Here is a 21,356-nt window from a genome sequence, read left to right as displayed (position 1 = left end):
ACTATTTTTTAGAATAATAGTAATACACGCAGATCGCTGTTATAAGAATTAAGAAACTGGTAACATTCGCCATAACGATAATAACATCCCCAAGATGTATCCCATACAACGTCCACAGGAAAACGCCTGCGCTGAACTGGAATAAAGTTACAAGGCTCACATCCTTTGAAGATCTGGTTCTATGCATTTTGATTATCTGGGGCACAAAACCAAATGTAGTCAGCAATGCAGCAATAATTCCTATTAAATACCAGTACGTCTCCGGATCCAAAACAGCCTCATTTTCCGTTTCTCTTATCCTCAATCAGTAAATTCATCAGCCTGTATCCTTCCACAAGCCCGAAAATCCCTTCTTTTGCCGCGAATTCATCATACCTGTCCACATAATCAGCGCTTTCCACAGAAGAATAAATTGCAAAGGGAACTGGTTCTCTTGTATGCGTTTTTATGGATATGGGGGTTGGGTGGTCAGGTAAAATAAGTATTTTATAATCCCCGAATCCGCCAAGTTCATTAAGCATACCGCCTACTACTTTCTCATCGAAATCAGAAATCGCTTTTATTTTTGCTTCTATATTTCCCATATGTCCTGCCTCATCAGGCGCTTCGACATGCACAAGGACAAAATCCCGTTCTTTTAACGAATCAAGCGCGTATTGTGCTTTTCCGGAGAAATTAGTATCAAGATACCCTGTGGCTCCCGGAACATCTATGACATTCAGGCCTGCATATTTCCCGATCCCTTTTAAAAGATCAACCGCCGAGATGATAGAACCCGAAGCCCCGAACATATCTTTAAACAGAGGCATTTCAGGCGCTTTTCCCTGTCCCCATGGCCAGATAAGGTTGGCTATGTTCTTTCCTGCTTTTTTTCTTTTGTTATTGATTTCATGGTTTTCAAGAACAGGTCGTGATGCTTTTATAAGTGAAACCAGGTATTGCGAATCCTCACCTCGCGGCAATACATCTTCAACAGGCTGGCCTACTACGTCATGGGGCGGGGTACACTGTGCAAACTCCGCGCGTTTCATTACGAGCAGATGCCTGTAACTTACGCCTGCATGGAACCTGCACGATTTGCCAAGTTCCTTATCTACGGCTTTTATCAGGATACCGGCTTCCTCACTTGAAATATGACCTGAACTGTAGTCGGCGATCAACCCGTTTTTTTCCGTAATAAGATTGCACCGAAAAGCGATATCGTCTTTCTCAAGATTTATTCCTATACTTGCGGCTTCAAGCGGACCGCGGCCTGAATAATATTTATCAGGATCATATCCCATTATGGAAAGATTCGCAACATCGCTGCCTGGCGGCTTATTATCAGGTACGGTTTTTGCAATCCCGCATTTTCCATGCTTTGCAATAAAATCCATATTAGGAGTATCTGCTGCCTGAAGCGGGGTCAGACCCCCAAGTTCAGGAACAGGATAATCGGCCATCCCATCGCCAACGAGAACAATATATTTCATGTCCTCCAAGAAGAATTGCTAATACAATAAAATATCGGTTGGTTCAAGAATAAGCTTTTACCACAATAGCAACGATCAGAACCACAACTACTACGGATTGGGGTATTACATACCATTTTACCATTTTCTGTATCCCATTAACGCGGTTGTTCAGTTCATTCAAATCTTCTGTAAGCTTCTTAACCGAATCATCATTTTGTTTTGAAAGAATTGCTATTTCAGGTTTAACAACCTGTTCCGGGGGTTGTGTAACTTTTGCTACAGGTGCAGCCCTTACATTCTGATTGATGGTTTTTTTAGGTTTTAATATTGGGGGCCTGGCCTTTTCAATAGGCTTGAAATTAGGGTCTCTCCCTTTGCCTAAAGTCTGGAAGATCTGATCTTCCGTTACATCAAGTATCGACATTTTGTACCCTCTTACGTATTTATTATGTTATACAGTTATATAATAGTTATTGTGTAGCATGTGTGAAATAATCTCATTGCCTTCTGATTTTTCCCAAACCCACCGGTTATTTCACTTTCCCCAGAAAGGATTACTTCTGCGTTTGATCTCCATGAATGCCATGAGAGTCTCTTTGTCCTCAATTTTCATGGCTTCGAATAATTCCTGTTCTGCGATTTTCGCATGTTTTTCGGGAATATCAATATAAAGCGTATCCCCTTCTTTTATCTGGCGGCCAACTATAGGCCCATCAATAGCCATAGCCACTTCTTTCCCGGCCTTAGCCTCGCTTATATTCTCGTTGTTCTCCTGTATTCCTTTTATTACTCCGACAATGGTGCCGTCCTCTTTCATTACTTCAAGATTTGTTTTAATGATACCGCCCAGGACACGTACACCAACAACCGCAGGCTTGCTTTGCCTGAATGTACAGTCTGGCATGATGATGAATCTTCCTGGTTTGATAATTGTCTCATAACGTTTTCTCTCAAGGAGTTGCTTTTGTTCCACTACCCATTTCTTATAATCCTCTATTATGCGATAGATGACATTATTTGTAAATAATTTAATATCTGAACCGGATAGTTCTTCTTTTGCATCCGGCAAAACATCTACTTCAAATCCCAGGATTACTGCAAATAGCGGTTCCCTGATTGTTTTTACTTCAGCCACATCACGTTTTGAAATGTCTCCTATATCGGCCTTCCGGATCGGGATATTTTCTTTTTTTAATTCATTCACAAGGGCTTCAAGTGAGCCGATCGTATCTGATTTTATCAATACGCCGTTAGATTCTGTTTCGATCCGTACCGAGTCTATTTCAGATTTTATGGCGGCTCCTACTTCATCAATATTTCCTGTAGCTACGCGGACCTGGGAGCCTGCAAGCGCTCCTTCCAGAGATGGAGCTGCGATCTTGATACCTGAAGCTGCCACGACTTTCTTTACCTGTTTGAATTTCTCTTCGGAGCGCATCTCGGAAAGCGGTCTTGGTTTTAACAGGGCCCGTATTTTCGTTGAAATAGGGGCGTTTCTACTTCCCACAACGATCGTGTCGCCTACGTTTAATTCCCCATCATATAATATCACATCAAGAGTTGTTCCAAGACCAGTCTCTTCTTTTACTTCAAGAACAGTCCCGACGCCAGGGCCAACAGCCCTGTACTCAAGATCTTTTTCAAGGAATTTCTGGGCAAGTCCCATCAATATCATAAGAAGATCAGGTATGCCCTCTCCTGTTTTCGCGCTTACGGGCACAATACCGATGTTTCGCTGGAAATCCCGTACCCTGTCATACCTGTCAGAGCTTAAGCCCATTTCATAAAGTTTGCCTATGATCACGTATATTTTTTCATCAAGCCCGCTTTTTGCAAACCCGGTCTGTTCTGGAAAAGATAATATGAACGGCTTTCCTGGCTGCGGATTCCATCCGGGTACTTTATCGATCTTATTTCCTGCCACAATAAATGGGGTTTTGAATCTCTTGAGGATTTCCACAGCTTCAAGCGTCTGGGGCTGGAATCCCTCATTTACATCCACAACAAGAACGGCAAGATCGGCAAGCGCCCCGCCGCGAGCCCTCAGGGTGGTAAATGCCCTGTGGCCGGGAGTGTCGATAAAAAGAAGCCCGGGGACCTTTGTATCTCCCTTAAATATAGGGCCGCATACACGCTTTATAATTTCAAGCGGCACTTCTGTCGCACCGATATGCTGGGTTATAAGCCCTGCTTCACGCTCTGCTATTGTGGTTCCTCTTATCTTATCAAGAAGAGATGTTTTACCGTGGTCCACATGCCCCATAACGCATACGATGGGGGTGCGCAGGTTTTCGCCCATATTCTATAGATTATGTTAAAAGTATATAATAAAGAGCGTTTTTAAAAATGAAACCTTAATTTTCGTATATACAGGCTTCGTCAGCCCTTGTATATCCTGATATTTCGGATTCCTTAAAATGGATGGTTATTTCCCTGGTTGCAGATTCAGGAGAGTCGCTTGCATGGACGATATTGCGTCCTGTGTCCAGTGCCAGATCGCCGCGAATGCTTCCCGTGGCAGCGTTAACAGGATTTGTAGCGCCGTTAACTGCACGCATCACTGATATTGCATTTTTTCCTTCAACAACCATCGAAACCGATGGCCCTGATGTTATGAAACTTACCAGGGAATTGAAGAACGGTTTTTGTGCATGCTCAGCATAATGTTTCTTTGCAGAATCAAGTGACATCGTATTCATACGCATAGCCACTATTTTTAGTCCACGCCGCTCGATCCTGCTTATAACTTCACCGATAATGCCACGCTGCACCCCATCGGGTTTTACCATTACGTATGTACGCTCCAATATCTCACCTTATGTTGCTGTTTTTCCCCTGGCTTTCCTTCCCGCTTCGGTCCATGCGACTCTTCTGGGTATCCTGCCGAGGTTTAAATTACTCTGGCATTTAGAGGAGCAGAAATAGAACACTGTTCCATCTTTCCTTGCATAAAGCTTGCCTGTACCGGGTTCAATTGCACCTCCGCAGAATGAGCATTTCCTTTTTTCCATGGTCTCACCTTGACATTAATTTCTTTGCTTCCCGTGAGGTTTCAAGCAGTATCAGGGTATCACCAAGTTTTACCGGTCCTACGACATTCCTGGTAATGATCCTGCCTTTATCCCTTCCATCCAGTACCCGGCACTGTATCTGCATGGCTTCGCCGTGCATGCCGGTCTTACCCACGATTTCAACTATTTCTGCAGGATATCCTGCATCTTCATCAGCCATGATCTCACTTCTTTAATGACTGGACTTTCTGTGCCACTTCATCTACCAGTTCTTTACCTTTTCCCGGTTCAACAATTGCCGCCGCGCCGCTGCCCACACTTAACCCGCTTGCTGCACCAAGTTCCACCTGTTTTTTCACATATATATAAGGTGTATTCTTTTCCTCGCAAAGTGCGGGAAGATGCATGACAATTTCAGGCGGATTTACGTCTTCGCCTATTATTACAAGTTTTGCGATACCGCGTTCTATCGCTTTTGTGGCTTCGTTTGTTCCCTTCTTGATCTTTCCAGTATCCCGTGCCATCTCAAGAGCTTCTAATGCTTTATTGGACAGTTCAGCGGGAACTTCAAATTTTATATAGGTTGGTTGTGCCATTTTAATTACTTCCTTCAGGATTTTATCCTTCATCATTCATTTGAATAAAAGTATCGGCGCTTTCTACAGCATGATATGCTATATATTTTGCGCCTATGTGGTCTCCTCATTCAAAACTGTGAACAGTTCTGGTGATACTATTTTAACAACAGTATAATTTCCACTCTGGTTGACATTATACTGTTCGAAACCTTTTTGTGTGCTGTTGGATTTTGACTCGTTAAGTTTTCCCAAAACAGTTGAGTTTGCATCAAGGTAGGCTGTGGTCCGTTCATAACTTCCATTGACAATTCCGATACCAAAATAAAACTGTTTGGCAAATGTTATATTTGAATTAACAATCTGGAATGGCGCTGGTTCCACTTTACTTATAAGTCCTTCGTACTGATCATATGATGTATTTGTTTTATTTTGCCCGTAAATAATTTCCAGGACATTTACAGCAGTCTGGGGTTGGGCAAAAATAGTAGGTGTTCCCATTATGTTATACATCCCATAAAAATCCTGTTCCTGACGCACCAGAATGTTGGTATCAGGTATGACTATATATTCAAAATCATTATTCGGAGTCGCCATTGTATTTAAAAGAAGAAGTGAATTGTTATTTCCTTCCCGGATCCCTGCATAATATAATTTTGTAGTATTTGATTTATAGAGCTTTGTGTCCACTTCCTGAATTAATCCACCGATCATTGTATTTTCCGATCTTGTCCATTGTGCCAGTTGCGGGGTCATGCCTTCAAGATCCGCATAATATGCTACTTCAGCCCCCGGCGGTGTCATTTTGAGAGAATCAGAAATTGAATAGAAAGGCTCGTTGACCGTCCATAAACCCGGGTCGTATTTGCCCAGATCCGTATCCGGAGTATTGGTTTCCTGCGTGGTTTCGTCTCTTGCCCCTGTGAAAAAAAAGGCAAATACCGAGCCTAACATGGTTAATACGAGAAAGGCTGCCAGTAATTTATATGCCAACTGCTGATTCATGCTTCCCATAATTACTTTTCTCATATTAAAGGATAACTTTTATATACGATGTACGTACTTATACATTGATGTACAGGAATGTACAATGATCTTTATGAAAGACTATATCAATAAACTTATCCAGAAACAGAGTCTCACGACAGAAGAGGCACAGCTTGCGATATCTAAAATATTTACCGATGCAACCGATACCCAGATAGTAGCGTTTTTGACGGCCATGAAGATGAAAGGTGAGACCCCTGCCGAGATCGCAGGACTTGCACTGGGAATGAAGAAAGCCGCCAACATCATAAATCCGCAAATCAACGGGACACTTATCGACACTTGCGGCACAGGCGGCGACTCAATGGGAACGATTAATGTAAGCACAGGCGCGGCGCTTGTGACAGCAGGTGCAGGCATTCCTGTTGCAAAGCACGGGAATTACTCTATCACTTCAAGATCGGGAAGTGCTGATGTGCTAAAAGAGCTTGGTGTAAAGATAGATGCGCCTCCCGGACAGGTGGAAAAGACAATTGAGACGGTTGGCATCGGATTCATGCTTGCCCCGGTATTTCATCCTTCGATGAAGCGTGTGGGGCAGATAAGGCGCGACCTGGGTTTCCGGACTGTTTTTAATATCCTGGGGCCCCTAACGAATCCCGCTAATGCAAAGGCACAGGTGATAGGTGTATTTGACAGTTCCTTATGTGAGCCAATGGCAAACGTACTCAATATCCTGGGAACAAAAAGGGCGCTTGTGGTCCACGGCAGCGGCATGGATGAGATATCGACAGCCGGTGAAACACAAATTGTGGAACTGAACGGCGGAAAGCTTACAAAATACACTACGACACCTGAGAAACTTGGTGTTAAACGCGCTTCAATGGAGGACATTGCCGGAGGCACACCGGAAGAAAATGCAAGGGATATTGTGGATGTCCTTAAAGGCAAAAAAGGAGCAAAACGGGATATAATCGCTGTAAATGCGGGCGCAGCGCTTTTTGTTAGCGCACATGCGGAAAATCTTACTGCCGGAATAAACCTGGCAAACAAGGTAATAGATAGCGGCGCAGCTCTAAACAAACTGAAAGAACTCGTAAACGCGGCAGGCGAACCTGAAAAACTTGCAAGGTTCTTATAAAAGGGCTGGATGATGAAAGTAAAGATTTGCGGTATAAAGAGTGAACGCGACCTTGCCATAGCAATTAATGCAGGTGCGGACGCAGTGGGATTTATTACCGAAGTGCCTGTTGACTCCCCAAGGAAGATCACTCTTTCCGAAGCATCAGGATTAATAGCCCGTGTGCCGCTTTTTGTGACCTCCGTGCTTGTCATCATGCCAGGAAGTGCGGATGAGGCCATCGATATGATCCATGCATCAAAGCCCACCGCGGTCCAGATCCATAATTCACTCCCCCTTGAAGAACTTGAGAAGATAAAAGAAACAGGAGTGAAACTCATTAAAACAATTTCCGTTTCAGCACATGCTGATGCAGACATGCTGATTGATCTTGTAAAAGACCTTTCGGGAATAGCTGATGCCGTGCTGCTTGATACTGTTCTTGACGGGAAGACCGGGGGAACAGGTGTTACGCACAACTGGGAATTAAGTTCAAAAGTCGTTCTCAATGCCGGTCTTCCTGTGATATTGGCAGGCGGCCTGAATCCGCAGAATGTAAAAGCTGCGGTCCAATGTGTCCGGCCACATGCGGTCGATACGGCATCAGGCGTTGAGACCGATGGAAGAAAAGATGAAATGAAAGTGATCGATTTTATCAATAACGCGAGGGGACTATGAGATTTGACATTGGTGAAGCGGAATTCATCCGCCTTGCAGAAGATAGACCAGCGATAATCCAACTTAAAGCAAAGGTGGATGCAGATTGTTCACCGCTTGAACTTTATGCCTCGCTTGATAAAAAATGCGCGTATCTTCTTGAATCAGTCGAGAAAGAAAAAAAGCATGCCAGGTTTTCATTTGTGGGTGCCAGGCCTGATGCCATAGTTACGGTTAAGAATCGCATGGTATCACTTGACTACCCGCACAAGACCGATTTTATAGGATTAATAGAATCCTCGATTTCAAAAGTTTGTGAATCTTACAAAGAAAAAAAAGGCAGGATTAAAGCCGATCTTGATACAATGGATGCTCTCAGGGCTTCTTTTTCGGCAACCGATGTTAAATTCAAGGGTGCGGGTTTTGACAGGCAAACATTTCTTGGAGGTGCAATCGGTTTTTGCGCTTATGATATGGTGTATGACTGCTGGCTGGATATCTCTCCAGGGAAAAGCCCCACACCTGATGCGCAGTTTGCGCTTACTACAAAAACCATTGTATTTGACCATCTTACCAATGAGACATTTATTGTCATTACACCGTTTATCCCTGGCGCGGGTGATGCAAAAGAAATTTACAACCAGGCGCTTGAAGATGCGAACGAACTTGCTTCCACGATCAAAGCTGCCCGGCCTTTTGCCCTTGAAAAAAATAAACCTTTAGAGATCAATGGCAATATGGAAAAGAGCGAATACGAAGAAATCGTCAGGAAAGCAAAACAACACATAATTGACGGGGATATCTTCCAGGTGGTGCTTTCACGAAAATATGAAGTGATCACTGACCAGACCCCGCTTGAATTATATACATCCCTTCGAAGCGTTAATCCGAGCCCTTATATGTACCTGTTTGAGTTTAACGGTACTGCAATCATAGGCGCAAGCCCTGAGACTTTAATGTCTGTCCACAATAGAAAAGTCATTATCAACCCAATTGCAGGCACCTGCCCTCGCGGCAAAACCCGGGCAGAAGATGAAGAATTTGCTAAAGAAATGCTTGGCAGCGAGAAAGAGAGGGCTGAACATGTAATGCTTGTTGACCTGGGGCGAAACGATGTGCGGATGGTTTCAAAAGGTGGCACCGTGAAAGTCGATGATTTCATGTCTGTTATCAAATATTCCCATGTCCAGCATATCGAAAGCACAGTGTCAGGGGAACTTCGCGATGAATGCGACCAGTTCGATGCCACACGCGCCATATTCCCGGCAGGGACGCTGTCAGGCGCTCCAAAGATCCGTGCGATGGAGATAATACATGACCTTGAAAAGGATGCCCGCGGGATATACGGGGGAGGCGTGGGTTATTATTCATGGAACGGGGATGCTGATTTTGCTATCGTAATAAGGACGATCATCAAAAATGGAAGGAAAGCAATAGTGCAGGCAGGCGCAGGGATAGTTGCAGATTCCGACCCCGAATATGAGTATAATGAGACAGAGCGCAAGATGGCTGCGATGATAAAGGCGATTGGAGGAACATGATAGTTTCGAGAAGTTATAATAATTCACCGCAAAGAACGCAAAGGACGCAAAGATCAGTAATCATGGCGGCATCGTATGGAAAGGTAAAGCAGCTAAGAACACGGATGACACGGATCGGACGGATAGTCACGGATATATGCGTATCCGTGTCATCCGCGCAATCCGTGTTCTATCGTAATTCATCTGCGTTTATCTGCGTACATCTGCGGCTAAAATCGGTTATTGGAGGAACATGAAAGTATTATTTGTAAACAACAAGGATTCTTTTGTCTGGAATCTTGTGGATTATGTCTCCATTTTCGAGCCTGATACCGTTGTCGTTCCCAACATAATTTCACTGAAAGAAGTCAGGGATATAAACCCTGATGCTATTGTGATCTCACCAGGTCCAGGTCATCCTGCAAATCCCAGGGATATAGGGAATTGCCTTGATATTATCAGGGAATCAACCGTACCTGTCCTTGGCGTATGCCTCGGCCACCAGGCGATAGCAGTGGCGTTTGGCGGCGAGGTGAGTCATTCCCCTTCAGGGCCGCTGCATGGGAAAACAAGTCCCATCAATCATAACGGAAAAGGAATATTCCAGGGATTGTCCGTTCCACTTGTTGGTGGGAGGTATCACTCACTGGCGATAACAGGATTACCAGAGGAGCTTGAGGTTACAGCACGAACGGAAGACGGCATCATCATGGGAATCAAGCATAAGGAGAGACCGATATTTGGGTTGCAGTTCCATCCTGAGTCTGTGCTTACGCCGCAGGGATTGAAGATAGTGGAGAATTTTCTGTCACAAAGTTTTGGGGCTCTGAAAGATAGCAAAACACTTGATGAAATAGAAGACGATTGCAGGAAAATAAGAGCTGCTGCGAGGCACAGGATATGATTGTCCTTGATGTATATTCAATATTTATAAGCTTATAAGTTAAAAAAACATACTAAAGACAAGAAGTCAAAAAAAGACAGGAAGTCAAAAACATGACATCATACAAAAATTTTAAAGGAAGCCAGACTGAAAAAAACCTTCTTGCAGCTTTTGCAGGAGAATCCCAGGCAAGGAACCGTTACACCTACTTTGCCAGCGCGGCGAGAAATGAAGGTTTTGAACAAATATCTGCGATTTTTCTTGAGACTGCGGACAATGAAAAAGAACATGCCAAGGTTTTCTTCAAGCACCTCCGGGGCGGGGACGTGGAGATAACTGCAATGTACCCCGCAGGAGTTATCGGGAACACGGCGGAAAACCTGTTTGCAGCAGCAGAAGGGGAAAAGCTTGAATGGGGAACCCTGTATCCCGCATTTGCAAAGATCGCAGAAAAAGAAGGATTCCCGGAAGTAGCTGAGTCTTTTACGGAGATTTCCGAAGTGGAACAGTTCCATGAAATGCGATACAGGCATCTGATAAATAACCTAAAAGAAGGTTCTGTCTTTAAGAAAAATAAAACTGTAAAATGGCATTGCAGGAACTGCGGTTATATTCATGAAGGCACAGAAGCTCCTGAAGTATGCCCTGCATGCAAGCATGCGCAATCATATTATGAGGTACTTGCGCAGAACTGGTGAGTGAAAAACAAACATTTCTCGGCAATCGAAAAAAGAAGAGAAAAGAATTAATTACAAATAAATGCATTAATACATTAGATATGAAAAGCAAGATTCTGGCAGTGTTACTTTTAATATCGGTTTTAATGAATATATATCTAATCCAGAATCAGCCTTCATCAAAAGATCTTCTTGAGATGAAAGATAAAATAAATCAACTTGAAATAACCAATTCCGAGATGAGTAAACAGATATACAGAGATAATCTTACCATACAGAATTATGCTTCGCAACTTGATCTTTATAGGGAAAAAATAGCAGGTTTTGAAGAAAATCTTAACAACACTCCAACCGGTTTATCCGGAGCCGCAAAACTTGAGGCACCTGCTGTCATGCAGAAGGTGGAGTACATCGAAGATTACCCGTTTGTGAGGCAGCAAATCACTGAGATTGGTTCCATGATGAATATTTCAGTGGAAATAAAACCAGGAAGGGGAAGGATACTTGTCGATACAAAACCTCTTATGGGTGTAGTGTTCCAGGATGCAGCAAACACAGCGGCTTATGTAGCCCAGAAAAAAACAGCGAAAGATCTCTCCGGAAGTGATATAATTTTTAGTATCGATGCCACATATGAAGTTCCATCAGTTGATGGACCCAGTGCTGGAGCGCTTATGACTTTGCTTGTTGTAGGAAGTCTCAACAACCTTGAGCTTCGAAAGGATATGACTATGACTGGCACGATTGACAAGGACGGACATGTTGGTGAGATAGGAGGAGTAATCGAGAAAGCAAAAGCTTCAAAAGATAGCGGGAAAAACTTAATCTTACTCCCCAGGGAGAACAGCAGGCTCATTCAATATACTGAAAAGACAAGAAATTATTATGGGATTACTGTTATAGAGAGGGTGCCTGAAACTATAGATGCAAAAGACTATATTGAAAAAAATATTGGAATAAATGTTGAGTACATTAATAATCTGGATGATGTGCTGAAATATGCTGCATAATTGTAACCAGACACCTCTGGCGACAGCCCATATATCCGGATATGGATGAGATTGGTGCTTATTGTAATTATTGATGCACAGGAAATCATATAATTACAGATTATGTGGCAGGAAAAAGTAACGGTTTCGGAATTTCAATGGATAGGTGAAGAAGTAAGATTGAGAATACTTCCACTATATCTATAAAAAAGCAGTAAAGCCGCCCTGTCCGAATCTGCCAGAGCGGCTTTTATGTTAAACAGGAGTATAATCCTCTGTTATTTCATAGTTTCTAATCCTTGAGCTATCAAAGCATTCAGTACCCAGAGATGAAGATGATTTTCTGGTTGATTACTGTCACTACCCCTATACCCGCGGTTGTATTGCTCTCTGATCGTAAGAGATAATCTCCCATTGTAGTTGGGGTCCAATTGATGGATATGGTTTGTTTGGTGTCTCCTGTTAATGTACCATTGGTTGTATAAACGATCTGATCATCTTCAAGTCGTGTGATAGTTATATTGTATGGGTTACTAGCGTTGAAATTCATGTAATCCTGTGCTAAGATATTCGATGTTGATTGGTTTACCAGTAGAATTCCGGTTATATTATCGGTTATTTCCGTAGGTCTTGCTGCCACTATTAACCCATTTCCTCCGCCACCGCCGCCTCCGCCACCTCCGGCTATCGCCCATTGATCGACTGTTTGGCCTGATGAATTATATATAGTGCCATTCTCTGTGCCATTAATAGTTCCAGAGTTATTCAGTATGCCGAAAATCGCAACAACTCCCGAGCCTCCCTGCTGGCCGGGAGCGAGGCCACCGCTGACTGATAGAAGACCAAGGTTCTGTATTGAATCTGATGCAGCGCCGAGATTGATAATTCCACCACCACCTGCGCCACCCGTTTGATTATTTGACGAATTAATCATTATCCCATTACCACCTGGCTTTGATGAAACTCCGCCACCACCACCAGGACCAGCTTTCCCACCAGTTCCCGGCGGTGATCCATCTTTGCAAGAATCTGCTCCGCCACCGCCACCACCGCCACCACCGTAACGAGCACCATTTCCACCAGCACCACCGTTGTTGCCAAGTGTGCTACCGCCACCGCCACCACCGCCACCGCTGGTCCCTGTTCCTGATCGGCCTGATTTTCTCTGGCCTATCCCTGGTTCTCCACCGACTCCCCCAATACCTCCATTTCCTATCTTTCCATTGCCGCCATCTCCACCTCCGCCTCCGTTCTTTATTTCATCGCACTTACCAGCGACACCAGGATCTCCAGGATTTCCAGGCTGCCAACCCAACCCCCCGACTCCTGCTGGACCAGCGTAAGCTCCGCCACCTCCACCACCACCACCGCCTCCACTATGTATGTTGCCCCTACCGCCTTTTCCGCCGTTTCCACCAGCTATGGAACTCCCGCCTGAACCTCCAGATTCTCCACCAGCTTCCCCAAGACCCTCAGATCCCCCTTGAATAATATTACCACCAGCAACAGACAAACCACCATCGCCACCCCTTGCAAGAATTTGACCTGTCTGGCCCACGATTATGCTATCCGCGAATATAGCTACTGCGCCGCCGCCAGCTCCTCCACCTCCTCCACCAAGCAATCCTGCATCTCCCCCTTGTTCACCTGATATGTTGATCGTTCCATTAACAGTAGCATTGTTTTGCGCAAGCAGGATTAGAGGTATATCTCCCACAGCTCTTACGGTCACTCCATCCGGTATATTTATGCTTGTGAAATCGAAAACCGTAACATTTACGGGAGTATCGTTGGAATTAACAATTACCGTCCGTCCGCCCGTAGATACATTGGATCCTATCTGAAAGGTACCAGCACTGGTATTGAACACTGCATTCTCCGTAGGATTAAAAACTCCCAGAGAACCATTACTTGTGATGGGGAGCGTCGCAGCAGATACAGTTAAGGCTCCTGCAAACAGCAAGAAAATAATTACAATTGTTGTTGTAGCCAGTGGTTTTATTAGTTCAGTATCGATACAATAAGTTAGTCTATCATATAGTTGTACATCTCTTAATCTAATTCTCATTTAAATCCCACTCCTAAGATATATTACATTTTTTCTTAAATATAATATGTTGTACCACAACATTTAAAGGTTGCGGTTGAAAGATGTTTTTGTTATTTCATATCACTTTTTGTATAATAAGCAGGTGCAATAGAGGTAGCGAGGTAAAAATCTTTCTTATTAATTTGGAGGTAAAGCCACCAATCCCACTCAGTACTGTAACAAACAATGTTATCCAATAATATATATCTATATATGCCAATAAATTACGATCATGATAATAATCAAAAGCAAAAAGTTACAATAAGCAATGATCAGATAATAAGATTGAGAATACTCCCACTATATCTATAAAAAAAAGCAGTAAAGCCGCCCTGCCAGGGCAGCTTTTATGTTACCTGTTGAAAGAGAAATACATGTTAACCTTATATATGCCTTTCAGTCGATACTTTAGTTACTCTGCCCTTGGTTCTGCTTCTCCCTTCAATCCAGTCCCCGATCCATGTGCCTATGATAAAGAGTATCGTAAGGAGCAATACTTCAATAAATACAGCCACGCCGCTAAGCGTCATGATTGTAATTGTTGTACCTCCCACAAATAATCCTACTCCTACGAGGATAATGGCAAGTAGTATACCGCCTATTAATCCTTTCCAGAGTAATGTGCTACGATTTTCCTTTCCAGGGCTCACGTAACCGTAGATTATTCCTAATACAAATGCCAGAGTTTCTAATAGAGCCATAATTACCTCCTTTAAGTTTAATTTATCTACTATGCTCCCATTAATATTTTCTTTCCTGTTACTATATATAGCTTCTGTTTTTTTATCAAAAAATTTCAATTCTTGCAGGGGTAATAAAAATATTACCATTGACGTGTGATATTCATTTTTGCTATACTCGCTCCAAATTCTCCAGATATCTCCCCAAAGCTCTCTCTCCCCTATACCCGTTTTTCCTGGCAATTTTTTCCATCGCCGCATAAATCCCGCTACTGTACTGCGCCGCCTTCTTCTCTTTCCATACAAGTTCATCCGGTAAGATTTTGCTTGCCGCCAGCCTCAAAATATATTTGCGTATCCCGTTATGTATTTTGAGTTCAGGAGCGATCCGCAGAGCAAGTTCCACAAAGTTCTTATCAAGGTAGGGTACCCTGAGTTCGACTGAATTTGCCATAGTCACAGCATCATCACGCTCAAGATTATTTTCTGCGATATTGTCAAAATCTTTATTTAGTGCAATCCCAAGTTCCGGCGGTTTCATAGACTCATACCGCTTATATCCCGCAAATAATTCATCAGCGCCCTGGCCTGAAAGCATGACACGAATTCCATCACGGCGAGCATCTCTTGATGCAAAAAATAAAGGTAAAGCGATACTTACTTTCATCGGATCGCACGATTCGATCGCCCGGATCACATCAGGAGTGGCAATCTCTATTTCATCAATGGTAAGTTCATGAAGATGCAGATTATCCGAAAGTCCGAGGAGTCGGGCAGCTTTTTTTGTCTGGCCAATATCATGCGATCCAGCCATGCCAACTGAATATAACTTTGCATCCCTGAATAGCGCAGCAAGGAGCGCACTGTCAAGGCCGCCGGAAAATGCGATTGCGCATGGCACAAACTGTCTTTTCTTCACAGATTGTTCAATCGCCTCAAAAAGCAAATCTTTCGCGGCAAATTCTTCGGCCAATATTTTATCATGGGAAAAACCGGATACTTTTTTTTCAATTATATTCCCGACGCAAAAAGTCAGCATGTGACCCGGCTTAAGAGTTTTAATTTCAGATTCACCTATTGCAGATAATGCTTTTTTCTCGGATGCAAAAGCAAATCCGCTACCAGTAGAATAATAAAGTGGTTTTACACCGGCAGGATCACGTACAAGGGATATTTTTCCATTTTCGATATACGCAAAGGCATAATCGCCATCTGATTCGCCAACTGCGGCTTTTACACCCCTGGATTTGATAAGCTCAAAAAGAGTCTCGCTATCAGAATCGGTTTTAAGATCAAGGGCTTTTGCAATTTCCCTGAAGTTGTATATTTCGCCGTTATATGTGATCGCACCCCCATTTGAGATGGGTTGCTTTTTCACTCCCGTTATTTTAAGGAGAACATTACCAATAGAAATATCCCCTTGCGAAAATATCCCACTGTCATCGGGTCCCCTGTGCCTTATCACCTCAAGCATTTTCCGGACTGCATTTTGCGCATCTTTTCCTGAAGCGCCCGCAATTCCGCACATAATCATTTCAGATACTCATCAATCGCCCTTGCCGCAATCTTCCCTGCGCCCATAGCGCTTATCACGGTCGCTGAGCCCGTGACCGCGTCGCCTCCTGCGAAAACTCCTTTTTTTGTGGTTGCGCCGTTTTCTTTCGCGATGATCGTCCCGTGTTTTGACATCTCAAGCCCTTTCGTGGTGCGCGGCACAAGAGGATTCGGAGAAGTTCCGATAGCGATTATCACAACATCCGCCTCGATTTTATGTTCCGACCCTGCAAGAGGCATTGGTTTGCATCTTCCCGACTCATCAGGCTCACACAGGTACATATTGATGCATTCAATATCAGTGACCCAGTTTTTGGCATCGCCATTGAGCCTTACGGGATTTGTGAGGAGCCTGAATTTGACACCTTCTTCTTTTGCATGCTCTATCTCCTCAGCCCGCGCCGGCATTTCTTCTTCTCCCCGCCTGTAAACGATCGTGACCTCCGAAGCCCCGAGCCGCAGGGCGCATCTTGCTGAATCCATTGCCACGTTGCCGCCGCCCACAACGACCACACGTTTGCCTTTCTTGATCGGTGTATCGTAATCCGGGAATTTGTAGGATTTCATAAGATTTACACGCGTCAGGAATTCGTTGGCTGAATATACGCCATTTAAGTTCTCTCCATCAATATTAAGAAACATGGGTAATCCTGCGCCGGTTCCGAGGAACACTGCATCGAAACCGGATAGTAATTCATCGACAGTATCGATTTTCCCGATCACAGAATCAAGATGAAGCGTAACTCCGAGTTTTTTAACATACTCCACCTCGGCAAGAACGATATCTTTCGGAAGACGGAATTCCGGGATCCCGTACGTGAGAACACCCCCTGCCGCGTGAAGCGCCTCAAAGATCGTAACCGAATGGCCAACTCTTGCAAGGTCTGCGGCTGCTGTTAGCCCCGCAGGTCCAGAACCAACGACCGCGACTTTCTTCCCTGTTGGCCCTGGCTTTTTGGGTATTTCCGCTTCCAATTTACTCTCATAATCCGCGACAAAGCGTTCAAGCCTTCCTATAGAGACCGGTCCTCCCTTCTTGCCAAGAATACATAATGCTTCACACTGGCTTTCCTGGGGGCATACACGCCCGCAGATCGCAGGAAGTGCGTTTACGCTCTTAATCTCTTTTATCGCGCTGTCAAAATCACCTATTGACACATACCTGACAAAATCCGGGATCCTGACTTCAACGGGACAGCCTTCGATGCATTTTGGTTTTTTGCACTGGAGACATCTTTTTGCTTCTTCTATTGCCTGCTCCCTGGTAAAACCCAGTGCAACTTCGTTGAAATTAGAGCGGCGTACCTTCGGGTCCTGTTCCGGCATTTTCTGGCGATCTAACATTTACATCCCTCCCTCTCACATTTATATTTCTCAAATGCAAGCTTTTCCTCGGGCTGGTAAATAGCAAGCCTGTTCATGAGTAACGTAAAATCCACAAGATGCGCATCAAACTCAGGGCCATCCACACAGGCAAATTTTGTCTCATTGCCGACAAGCACCCTGCAGGCGCCGCACATACCTGTCCCATCCACCATTATGGAATTAAGACTGACTATGGTCTTAACATTAAATGGCTTTGTAACACCTGCTACAGCCCGCATCATTACCGGCGGACCTATGGCGATCACCCTATCTACTTTTGTTCCGTTTTCGAGTATTTTTTTAACAATATCTGTCACAAAACCATGGTGACCTTTTGAACCATCATCCGTTGTAATATATAGTTCATCGCTGAACTCTCTCATTTTATCTTCCCATAACAGGAGATTTGCGCTTCGTGCGCCGATGATGGAGATTACTTTATTCCCGGCTTCCTTAAAAGCCCTGGCCTGCGGAAAAACAGGCGCGACTCCCACGCCTCCTCCCACGAGAATTACTGTTCCTTCATTTTCAATATGGGCCGGGTTCCCAAGTGGCCCTATGAAATCCAGAAGGTCATTTCCTTCTTTTAGTGTTGACAATTGTGTTGTCGTTTTCCCCACTGCCTGGAAGATCATCGTAATAGTTCCTTTTTCCCGGTCAAAATCAGCGATCGTAAGAGGTATCCTTTCGCCGGTTTCATCAATTCTCAGCATGATGAACTGTCCGGGTTGTGCTTTCCTGGCAATACGTGTGGCGCTTATATCCATCAAATGGATCGTAGGAACAAGTTCCTGTTTCTTTAAGATCTTAAATGGCATTTTTTCATCTCTATAGGAAGTCACTAAGTGGGTTTGGAATATAAAAATTATCCGTTTCTGAAAATGAGAAAGAAAATCCAGGTAAAATGCTTGTTTATATCAGAAGTGTTCAAACCCGCGCCCCTTAAGCGCTTCAATCCCATTCGGTCTTTTAATGAAAATGCCTTCTTCTATGACCTTCCCTATTATGGTAAATGAACAGCCATTCCTGGCTTCATCGATCTTATCAGGCGCAACTGTGAACAATAACTCAAAATCCCCGCCAGTATAAACAATGGCCTCAAATAATTCATCGTCTTCTAATAGTTTTTTTACATTCATGAGAACCGGAAGCTTATCTTCATATATTTTAAATCCCACACCACTTGCTTTTGCAAGATCGTGAAGTGATAACGCAAGCCCGTCGCTTATATCCATCATCGATGTTACTGCGCGTGTTCTTGCAAGTGCCATTCCTTCATTTATTCTTGGTATCGGTTCAAAGAGGGCTTTTAGTATCTTCCGGTCTACACTAATATTTTTCTTCAATAAAATCAATGCAGCTCCTGCTGTACCAGGATTTCCTGTTACGCATACAATGTCACCGGGATTTGCCCCGCTTCTCCTTATAAGTAAATCCTTATTTACAAGTCCAAGCGCAGTTCCTGTCATCGTTAGTTCCTCGTGTGAATCCATATCACCCCCTATGACCTGTGTCCCGGAACTTCGCGCGCAAGTATCCATACCTTTTATGATATCATCAAAAAAATCAAGCTCTGTATCGGGAGGAACACCAATTGCCATTAAAACGCCAAGTGGTCTGGCTCCCTTTGAAGCAAGATCGCTCAGGTTTACAGCCACCGACATCCATCCTATCTGCCAGCCTGACATCTGCTGCGGAAAATCCGTCTTTCTATGAAGCATATCAGTTGTTACAAGAAGGTAATCGTCTCCTCCTGTGTCAAGAACCGCGCAATCATCATCTCCTGCGCCAGCGATGATATTTTTCCCGGGTTTTGTAAGTAACCGCGCAATACGTTCAATTAAGATACGCTCGTTGAGTTCACGGATTTTCATTGGTGATAATCTGGTTTATATACGTTATAACTTTTCTATCAATTGCATCATTTGCATATGTCTCCTCAACTTTATTAAGAAAAAGAATCAATACATCATGATGAATTCTGTACCCGGCGATCAGGAACTGCCTCTTGAGGAACACATCAAGGAACTGCGTTCAAGGATGCTGGTAGTGGTTATCCCGATCACTCTGATTACTGCTGTTGTTTTCATTTATTCCGGAATACTCTTAAAACTCATATGGAACAATGCAATCCCGGTTCCAATGACGGTATATTCCCCGATGGAATTGATACTTACACGATTCAAACTCTCTCTGGTTGCAGCGCTTTTTATAGGGATACCACTTCTTGTTTATGAGGGATTCATGTTTACTGCAAAAGGACTTTATAAAAATGAAAAAATGTTTTTCATCAAGATCGTACCATTTTCATTTATACTGTTCTTGTTTGGGGCAATTCTTGCTTATTTTGTTGTATTGCCCATCCTGTTCAAATATACGATATTTTATTCAAATGATGTTGCAGACCCGCAGGTTTCAGTCATAAAAACAATTGACACGATAATTACACTGATACTTGGATTCGGACTCGTATTCCAGTTTCCTTTACTCCTGGTATCTGCAATCAAGATGGGTCTATTGAAGCGTGATTTCATTAAGGGAAAACGTAAATTTATTTACGGGGCTCTTATTGCATTTGCATTTTTTATAACTCCTGACCCCACAGCTATTTCAGAACTGATAGTGGCGTTAGTTCTTGTAATGTTGTTTGAATTCAGTCTGGTAATTGCCAGATATTTTTGATCTATATAATATCCACTCTCCGAATTGTCTGATGCTCATATTTTTTCGCACACAACCAGCTCATTCCCGAATCCGAATACATGAAGCGTCCTTGTCCCGGCCAATCCTTCCTCAAGCCCGGTCCTTATCCCCCAGTAGTTTTCAGGATCAATATCAAATCGTAGGACAACATTTTTTGCTTCCAGGGATTTTAATATGTCTTTTAATTTTGACATATCTTTTCCTGCACTGGCCAAAAACCGGTAACTATCCTTAAAAAAACCGGAGCCAATAAGCTTTGATGAAGTCAAAAGTGTACGCCGCTCATCACCTTTATAGAAATATACATCTTTCTTTTCTTTTGCCAGGATCCCGGCTAATTCATTCAGCAGCTTTGCTTTAACAACAGAAGGCTCAGGTTCATAAACATAATTGCAAACCGTACTTTTCCCGATCCGGGGAGCATCGGAAGAACCCAGCCTTTCACCCCCTGGTAGCGCAACTGCACTTCTATCACAGGATTTCAGCGAGCCCAGATATAATGTCAGCCTGTTCAATTGCCCGTTCAACGAAAGGTATTCCCGCTCGCAATCAAGAACGATTCGCGAAGGTGAAATCCGGGGCGGCACATGGAATGCCAGGTCGGGTGTGACATCAGAATATATTTTTAATATTTCAGGAATTGGTGGCTCAAGATTCTCAAGAGTCCTTTCTTTCTCTGTAAGGGGCCTTGCAGGATCGGAAAAAATGATATTAGCATCAGATACTTTTTCTTTTGTTTCAGGAGATAACGCATCGCCAAGTATGAATTCAACGTTATCAATACCATATAACCTGCAATTTTGTTTTGCATACTCAAGCTTTTCAGGATTTCTTTCAACTGCATAGACTTTCCTGCACTCTTTTGCAAAAAAAATAACCTGTCCCCCGATCCCGCAACCCAGGTCTGCGATTATATCTGTCTTTAGCCTTCGTGCGATATATTTTGCGACTATTTCGGGCGTTGAAAGCTGCAAACCTTCTGAATTCGAATAAATGGGTTTTGTGAATTTAATAGTGTGTTTATCACGTGTCATAACATGCCATAATGTCCGTAGTTTCATATTTATGTTATCTCGTTTTTGTAACAATGTA

At 43.5% G+C, this 21,356-nt stretch carries 23 protein-coding genes and 1 pseudogene; 9 read left to right on the top strand and 15 right to left on the bottom strand.

The window, feature by feature from the left end; genetic code table 11:
• Position 1: 1 nt before the first annotated feature.
• The 9 genes from FIB07_08225 to FIB07_08185 form a co-directional block, all read right to left on the bottom strand.
• Positions 2-271, bottom strand: coding sequence for a hypothetical protein (locus FIB07_08225; GenBank protein ID NJD52836.1), 270 nt, complete (start codon positions 269-271; stop codon positions 2-4).
• A 7-nt stretch (positions 272-278) separates the two neighbouring features.
• A complete protein-coding gene (locus FIB07_08220) occupies positions 279-1,472 on the bottom strand; it encodes a cofactor-independent phosphoglycerate mutase (GenBank protein NJD52835.1) in 1,194 nt (397 codons plus the stop codon).
• 43 nt (positions 1,473-1,515) lie between these two features.
• Positions 1,516-1,878 carry a hypothetical protein gene (locus FIB07_08215; GenBank protein ID NJD52834.1) on the bottom strand — a complete coding sequence of 121 codons (363 nt, stop codon included), beginning with the start codon at positions 1,876-1,878 and terminating at the stop codon, positions 1,516-1,518.
• 111 nt (positions 1,879-1,989) lie between these two features.
• On the bottom strand, positions 1,990-3,753 hold the full coding sequence (gene infB / locus FIB07_08210; protein ID NJD52833.1) for a translation initiation factor IF-2: 1,764 nt from the start codon (positions 3,751-3,753) through the stop codon (positions 1,990-1,992).
• A 55-nt stretch (positions 3,754-3,808) separates the two neighbouring features.
• Positions 3,809-4,261, bottom strand: a complete 453-nt coding sequence (locus FIB07_08205) for a nucleoside-diphosphate kinase (GenBank protein NJD52832.1) — start codon at positions 4,259-4,261, stop codon at positions 3,809-3,811.
• 9 nt (positions 4,262-4,270) lie between these two features.
• Positions 4,271-4,465 (bottom strand): 50S ribosomal protein L24e, encoded by a 195-nt coding sequence (locus FIB07_08200; GenBank protein NJD52831.1) that lies wholly within the window; start codon positions 4,463-4,465, stop codon positions 4,271-4,273.
• Between the two features lie 4 nt (positions 4,466-4,469).
• Positions 4,470-4,685 carry a 30S ribosomal protein S28e gene (locus tag FIB07_08195; GenBank protein ID NJD52830.1) on the bottom strand — a complete coding sequence of 72 codons (216 nt, stop codon included), beginning with the start codon at positions 4,683-4,685 and terminating at the stop codon, positions 4,470-4,472.
• Between the two features lie 4 nt (positions 4,686-4,689).
• A complete protein-coding gene (locus FIB07_08190) occupies positions 4,690-5,061 on the bottom strand; it encodes a 50S ribosomal protein L7ae (GenBank protein NJD52829.1) in 372 nt (123 codons plus the stop codon).
• Positions 5,062-5,154: 93 nt separating this feature from the next.
• Positions 5,155-6,069: a hypothetical protein gene (locus tag FIB07_08185; GenBank protein NJD52828.1), complete on the bottom strand. Its 915-nt coding sequence runs from the start codon at positions 6,067-6,069 to the stop codon at positions 5,155-5,157.
• Positions 6,070-6,139: 70 nt separating this feature from the next.
• Between FIB07_08185 and trpD the strand changes: the two genes are divergently transcribed.
• From trpD to FIB07_08145, 8 genes and pseudogenes are all read left to right on the top strand, one after another.
• Complete coding sequence (gene trpD, locus FIB07_08180; protein NJD52827.1) at positions 6,140-7,168, top strand: anthranilate phosphoribosyltransferase; 1,029 nt, start codon at positions 6,140-6,142, stop codon at positions 7,166-7,168.
• A gap of 9 nt (positions 7,169-7,177) precedes the next feature.
• Positions 7,178-7,825, top strand: a complete 648-nt coding sequence (locus FIB07_08175; protein ID NJD52826.1) for a phosphoribosylanthranilate isomerase — start codon at positions 7,178-7,180, stop codon at positions 7,823-7,825.
• The gene (trpE, locus tag FIB07_08170) at positions 7,822-9,345 is read left to right on the top strand and encodes an anthranilate synthase component I (GenBank protein NJD52825.1); all 1,524 of its coding nucleotides are present in this window, start codon (positions 7,822-7,824) and stop codon (positions 9,343-9,345) included. Before FIB07_08175 ends, trpE begins: the two co-directional genes overlap by 4 nt.
• Complete coding sequence (locus FIB07_08165; protein NJD52824.1) at positions 9,342-9,581, top strand: hypothetical protein; 240 nt, start codon at positions 9,342-9,344, stop codon at positions 9,579-9,581. The genes trpE and FIB07_08165 overlap by 4 nt, the downstream gene beginning before the upstream one ends.
• The gene (locus FIB07_08160) at positions 9,578-10,228 is read left to right on the top strand and encodes an aminodeoxychorismate/anthranilate synthase component II (protein ID NJD52823.1); all 651 of its coding nucleotides are present in this window, start codon (positions 9,578-9,580) and stop codon (positions 10,226-10,228) included. Before FIB07_08165 ends, FIB07_08160 begins: the two co-directional genes overlap by 4 nt.
• A 92-nt stretch (positions 10,229-10,320) precedes the next feature.
• Positions 10,321-10,905 (top strand): rubrerythrin family protein, encoded by a 585-nt coding sequence (locus tag FIB07_08155; GenBank protein ID NJD52822.1) that lies wholly within the window; start codon positions 10,321-10,323, stop codon positions 10,903-10,905.
• A gap of 80 nt (positions 10,906-10,985) precedes the next feature.
• Positions 10,986-11,894, top strand: coding sequence for an ATP-dependent protease (locus FIB07_08150; GenBank protein ID NJD52821.1), 909 nt, complete (start codon positions 10,986-10,988; stop codon positions 11,892-11,894).
• Between the two features lie 1,013 nt (positions 11,895-12,907).
• A pseudogene (locus FIB07_08145) lies at positions 12,908-13,006 on the top strand (DUF2497 domain-containing protein).
• A 1,339-nt stretch (positions 13,007-14,345) separates the two neighbouring features.
• On the opposite strand, the gene FIB07_08140 reads toward FIB07_08145, so the two are convergent.
• From FIB07_08140 to thiL, 5 genes are all read right to left on the bottom strand, one after another.
• Positions 14,346-14,885: a hypothetical protein gene (locus tag FIB07_08140; protein NJD52820.1), complete on the bottom strand. Its 540-nt coding sequence runs from the start codon at positions 14,883-14,885 to the stop codon at positions 14,346-14,348.
• Complete coding sequence (locus tag FIB07_08135) at positions 14,815-16,176, bottom strand: asparagine synthetase B (GenBank protein NJD52819.1); 1,362 nt, start codon at positions 16,174-16,176, stop codon at positions 14,815-14,817. Before FIB07_08135 ends, FIB07_08140 begins: the two co-directional genes overlap by 71 nt.
• Entirely contained in the window at positions 16,173-17,540 is a 1,368-nt protein-coding gene (gltA, locus tag FIB07_08130) for an NADPH-dependent glutamate synthase (GenBank protein NJD52818.1), read from the bottom strand. Before gltA ends, FIB07_08135 begins: the two co-directional genes overlap by 4 nt.
• Positions 17,534-18,379, bottom strand: coding sequence for a sulfide/dihydroorotate dehydrogenase-like FAD/NAD-binding protein (locus FIB07_08125; GenBank protein ID NJD52817.1), 846 nt, complete (start codon positions 18,377-18,379; stop codon positions 17,534-17,536). The genes gltA and FIB07_08125 overlap by 7 nt, the downstream gene beginning before the upstream one ends.
• 99 nt (positions 18,380-18,478) lie before the next feature.
• Entirely contained in the window at positions 18,479-19,435 is a 957-nt protein-coding gene (gene thiL / locus FIB07_08120) for a thiamine-phosphate kinase (GenBank protein NJD52816.1), read from the bottom strand.
• Between thiL and tatC the strand changes: the two genes are divergently transcribed.
• Positions 19,356-20,243: a twin-arginine translocase subunit TatC gene (tatC, locus tag FIB07_08115; protein ID NJD52815.1), complete on the top strand. Its 888-nt coding sequence runs from the start codon at positions 19,356-19,358 to the stop codon at positions 20,241-20,243. The two genes, thiL and tatC, sit on opposite strands and share 80 nt — an antisense overlap.
• A 35-nt stretch (positions 20,244-20,278) precedes the next feature.
• Here tatC and FIB07_08110 read toward each other — a convergent pair whose 3' ends face one another.
• On the bottom strand, positions 20,279-21,325 hold the full coding sequence (locus tag FIB07_08110; GenBank protein NJD52814.1) for a methyltransferase domain-containing protein: 1,047 nt from the start codon (positions 21,323-21,325) through the stop codon (positions 20,279-20,281).
• Positions 21,326-21,356 lie beyond the last annotated feature (31 nt).

Source organism: Candidatus Methanoperedens sp. (genome assembly GCA_012026795.1).
In the GTDB taxonomy this organism is placed as follows: Archaea; Halobacteriota; Methanosarcinia; order Methanosarcinales; family Methanoperedenaceae; genus Methanoperedens.
The sequence above is the reverse complement of the archived record's forward strand: the minus strand, read 5'-3'. Positions and strand labels throughout refer to the sequence as shown.

What these genes read in the sequence shown, in the direction of transcription:
- tatC (NJD52815.1), top strand. Translation starts at nt 19,356, where the DNA reads ATGATATTTTTCCCGGGTTTTGTAAGTAACCGCGCAATACGTTCAATT.
- FIB07_08155 (NJD52822.1), top strand. Translation starts at nt 10,321, where the DNA reads ATGACATCATACAAAAATTTTAAAGGAAGCCAGACTGAAAAAAACCTT.
- trpE (NJD52825.1), top strand. Translation starts at nt 7,822, where the DNA reads ATGAGATTTGACATTGGTGAAGCGGAATTCATCCGCCTTGCAGAAGAT.
- FIB07_08200 (NJD52831.1), bottom strand. Translation starts at nt 4,465, where the DNA reads ATGGAAAAAAGGAAATGCTCATTCTGCGGAGGTGCAATTGAACCCGGT.
- FIB07_08220 (NJD52835.1), bottom strand. Translation starts at nt 1,472, where the DNA reads ATGAAATATATTGTTCTCGTTGGCGATGGGATGGCCGATTATCCTGTT.
- gltA (NJD52818.1), bottom strand. Translation starts at nt 17,540, where the DNA reads ATGTTAGATCGCCAGAAAATGCCGGAACAGGACCCGAAGGTACGCCGC.
- FIB07_08165 (NJD52824.1), top strand. Translation starts at nt 9,342, where the DNA reads ATGATAGTTTCGAGAAGTTATAATAATTCACCGCAAAGAACGCAAAGG.
- FIB07_08125 (NJD52817.1), bottom strand. Translation starts at nt 18,379, where the DNA reads ATGCCATTTAAGATCTTAAAGAAACAGGAACTTGTTCCTACGATCCAT.
- thiL (NJD52816.1), bottom strand. Translation starts at nt 19,435, where the DNA reads ATGAAAATCCGTGAACTCAACGAGCGTATCTTAATTGAACGTATTGCG.
- FIB07_08150 (NJD52821.1), top strand. Translation starts at nt 10,986, where the DNA reads ATGAAAAGCAAGATTCTGGCAGTGTTACTTTTAATATCGGTTTTAATG.
- FIB07_08135 (NJD52819.1), bottom strand. Translation starts at nt 16,176, where the DNA reads ATGATTATGTGCGGAATTGCGGGCGCTTCAGGAAAAGATGCGCAAAAT.
- FIB07_08190 (NJD52829.1), bottom strand. Translation starts at nt 5,061, where the DNA reads ATGGCACAACCAACCTATATAAAATTTGAAGTTCCCGCTGAACTGTCC.
- FIB07_08110 (NJD52814.1), bottom strand. Translation starts at nt 21,325, where the DNA reads ATGAAACTACGGACATTATGGCATGTTATGACACGTGATAAACACACT.
- FIB07_08185 (NJD52828.1), bottom strand. Translation starts at nt 6,069, where the DNA reads ATGAGAAAAGTAATTATGGGAAGCATGAATCAGCAGTTGGCATATAAA.
- infB (NJD52833.1), bottom strand. Translation starts at nt 3,753, where the DNA reads ATGGGCGAAAACCTGCGCACCCCCATCGTATGCGTTATGGGGCATGTG.
- FIB07_08175 (NJD52826.1), top strand. Translation starts at nt 7,178, where the DNA reads ATGATGAAAGTAAAGATTTGCGGTATAAAGAGTGAACGCGACCTTGCC.
- FIB07_08215 (NJD52834.1), bottom strand. Translation starts at nt 1,878, where the DNA reads ATGTCGATACTTGATGTAACGGAAGATCAGATCTTCCAGACTTTAGGC.
- FIB07_08195 (NJD52830.1), bottom strand. Translation starts at nt 4,685, where the DNA reads ATGGCTGATGAAGATGCAGGATATCCTGCAGAAATAGTTGAAATCGTG.
- FIB07_08160 (NJD52823.1), top strand. Translation starts at nt 9,578, where the DNA reads ATGAAAGTATTATTTGTAAACAACAAGGATTCTTTTGTCTGGAATCTT.
- trpD (NJD52827.1), top strand. Translation starts at nt 6,140, where the DNA reads ATGAAAGACTATATCAATAAACTTATCCAGAAACAGAGTCTCACGACA.